The following is a 3,244-nucleotide window of genomic DNA, read 5'->3' as shown; positions in this document are numbered from 1 at the left end:
AACCTTAACCACATTTTTATGTTTTACGCTTTTGTTACTTGCTGTCACATAAAGTAATCTTCGTTCTTAGAAAAAGAAAATTGTATCGAAATGTCTTTTCTTTAATAACTCTTTTTTCTTCTATCAAATTGTATGATTTTGTTTCATAAAAAAATCCCCTTAATGAATTTAAGAGGATTTAATATTATTATTTGGATAAAATTATTTTCCGAAAACTGCGTTCACTTTTGCTGCAATTCGTTCACGTTCTGCATCTGTTAAGTTAGAACCTGAAGGTAGACATAAGCCATTTTCGAATAATTCTTCGGCAACTTTACCACCATAATAAGGTGAATTTGCAAAAACAGGTTGTAGATGCATTGGTTTCCATAAAGGACGAGATTCGATCTCATCTTCTAAGAATGCTAAACGTAAATCTTCACGCGTTTTACCGGCTACTTTTGAATCGATTAAAATCGCAGATAACCAATGATTAGAGAAATAATCTGATGTTGGCTCAACAAAAACTGTTACACCGTCAATGTCAGCAAATAACGCTTGGTAGAAGTTGTTCATCGCACGACGAGCGGCAACTCTATCTGCTAAAACTTCCATTTGACCACGTCCAATTCCAGCCGTAATATTACTCATACGGTAATTGTATCCAATATGCGAATGTTGATAATGTGGTGCATTATCACGTGCTTGAGTCGCTAAAAATACCGCTTTATCTTTATCTTCTTTTGTTTGACACACTAATGCTCCTCCTCCAGAAGTGGTAATAATCTTATTCCCATTAAACGATAAGGCTCCAAAACGTCCGAATGTACCAGCAGCCTGTCCTTTGTACGTAGAACCTAAAGCTTCTGCTGCATCTTCAATCACTGGAATATTGTATTTTTCTGCAACCGCATGTACTTCATCAACTTTATACGGCATTCCGTACAAATGAACTGCTAAAATAGCTTTTGGTGTTTTTCCTTTTGCTATTCTATCTTTGATTGCTTCCTCTAAAGCGATTGGACAAATATTCCATGTTTCTTTCTCCGAATCAACAAACACAGGTGTTGCTCCTTGATAAGCAATTGGGTTCGCCGTAGCAGAAAATGTCATAGATTGACAAATTACCTCATCGCCCTGTGAAACTCCACATTCAATTAATGCTAAATGAATAGCTGCTGTTCCTGCAGATAAAGCTGCAACTTTAACGTCTGCATTTAAAAAGTTTTCTAAATCTTCTTCAAATCCATTAACATTTGGACCAAGTGGAGCAACCCAGTTAGAATCAAATGCTTCGTGAATATATTTCAACTCATTTCCTCCCATATGTGGAGAGGAAAGCCATATTTTATTTGCCATTTTTATAGTTGTTTTTGCTCTGCAAATTTAGAGTAAAAGAATCAATTTTAATCAGATTTAACTTTTTACTTTAGCTTATTATTCAAAAAATTAAATTCATCTCTATTCTAACGATTTTTTTTAAAATAGTAAACAACTCATCGTTTTGTTAATATCATTACCACTTAATAAATTGAGCAGGATAATCTGTTTCGATAATATCGGGACGCGTAATTAAATGATGAATATATTCTCTTGTTCGTTCGAGATCAGTTGGTAATTTATCTGAGGTTGGAGCAATCGCAATCATCACCATGACCCCTTTATCTCTTAGATACGCGATCATTTCTTTTTGTTCCTCTTTTATGGCGGTTCCTACCCATGCAATTACGCGATTAAAAGGGACATTCAGTTGTTCAAAACTCTTAACATCTTTCATGGTATGAAAAGGTTTCATAAACAATACATGATTTAAATGCTTGGCGTAATACGTAACTTCTTCATCTTTTCTCAATCCCAACACCACATTTGGATAAGGATTTTCTTTCAAAAACTTTACATAGGTTGCATACGGAACACCTTTATTATCCAATTGAAAAATAGTTTTTCCTTGACTCCAATCCAATGCTTCTTTAAGGGTAGGAATTTTAAAATCAGTTAAATTTCCTTCTCGGTCTTTTAACCTTGCATTCTTTATTTCAGCATAGGTATAGTCTTTTACTTTTCCTTTTAAGGTTGTCGTTCGATCGAAAGTATCGTCGTGCATAAGGATCAACACCGAATCTTTTGTTAATTGAGGATCTATCTCAAAAAAAGAAGGCATAATCGACAGTGTTTTTTCAAAAGCTTCAATACTATTTTCTGGATAACCCGGCATCATACCTCCTCTATGTCCTGAGATAATGATTGGTTTTGATTGATCTTGTTTGAAATAAGACTTCAAGTCTTCAAAATTTTTGATATTAACGGTATTTAATTGCGCATTAGCCACAGTAACTGTAGCTAATAGCACAAACCATAAATGTATTTTTTTCATTTCTACTTCTTAAAAACTATAGCGGAAACCTATTTGAATTTGGTAAGGATTGAAGACATAATTTGTTTTTCCTGTATTGTTATTTACGTTATAAATAAATCGTTCATTATCCACGTCAAAACTTTTAATGGAATAGATATTTTGTTTACCAATTTTTGGACCTACTCCCCAATCTTTGTTCATTAAGTTAGCGACATTAAAAATATCTACTGCAACTTCAAAACGATGCTTTTCTACGATATTGAATTTTTTAGCCAATCTCAAATCAAATGTTCCTGCAAATCCATTAATTCCTCCATTACGTTCTGCGATTTTACCGAAACTCTTTCGAATATAATCTTTTGTATGCTTTTCAACTTCTGGATTATCTAAAATAGCTTGAATTCCATTTCTTAAATATTCAGGAGTTGAAGCAGCGTTAGGATCATAGATGTATGCCAAATCATTTGAATTTACGAAATCTCCATTCATATTTCCACCTACAGCTAATGAGTAACGAGTTCCACCAATTCCACTAAAACGGATTCCTGCTGTCATTCCCCAAAAAGTTGGAGATTGCCCATACACCACTAACTTGTGACGAAAATGTGTATCCGAATAATTCATTTTACTTAAATCTCGAGGATCTTCAGGAACCATTAAGCTTAAGGTTGCTGTATTGGCAACATTTCCATTATAAGACGTATTGTCTTTTGAATCGTTCCACGTATATGAAACAGAAATTTGTCCATCTTTAAAATAACGGTATGTTCCGTCTAACACGATTGCATATTGATCTTTTTTACCATCACTAATTAACTCTAAAACTCGTCCCAATTCATTTGTTTTACGTCCATTAACCCAATTGGCAGCACCATTTGTAGGGTTAATTGTTGACGCAGGTACATAAAC

At 34.0% G+C, this 3,244-nt stretch carries 2 protein-coding genes and 1 pseudogene; all 3 read right to left on the bottom strand.

The features are described from left to right. Positions 1 to 201: 201 nt before the first annotated feature. Positions 202 to 1,338: an aminotransferase class I/II-fold pyridoxal phosphate-dependent enzyme gene (locus tag Q0616_RS11690; protein WP_298777073.1), complete on the bottom strand. Its 1,137-nt coding sequence runs from the start codon at positions 1,336 to 1,338 to the stop codon at positions 202 to 204. Positions 1,339 to 1,495: 157 nt separating this feature from the next. Next, positions 1,496 to 2,353, bottom strand: coding sequence for a glycerophosphodiester phosphodiesterase family protein (locus Q0616_RS11685; RefSeq protein ID WP_298777072.1), 858 nt, complete (start codon positions 2,351 to 2,353; stop codon positions 1,496 to 1,498). 9 nt (positions 2,354 to 2,362) lie between these two features. Further along, positions 2,363 to 3,244, bottom strand: a pseudogene (locus tag Q0616_RS11680) (TonB-dependent receptor); the annotation flags it as partial.

It is taken from the genome of uncultured Empedobacter sp., assembly GCF_937930195.1.
Lineage (GTDB): Bacteria > Bacteroidota > Bacteroidia > Flavobacteriales > Weeksellaceae > Empedobacter > Empedobacter stercoris.
This window is presented reverse-complemented; position numbering and strand designations above follow the sequence as displayed.

Excerpts from the sequence above, each read along its gene's own strand:
- Q0616_RS11690 (WP_298777073.1), bottom strand. The coding sequence starts at position 1,338 with ATGGCAAATAAAATATGGCTTTCCTCTCCACATATGGGAGGAAATGAG.
- Q0616_RS11685 (WP_298777072.1), bottom strand. The coding sequence starts at position 2,353 with ATGAAAAAAATACATTTATGGTTTGTGCTATTAGCTACAGTTACTGTG.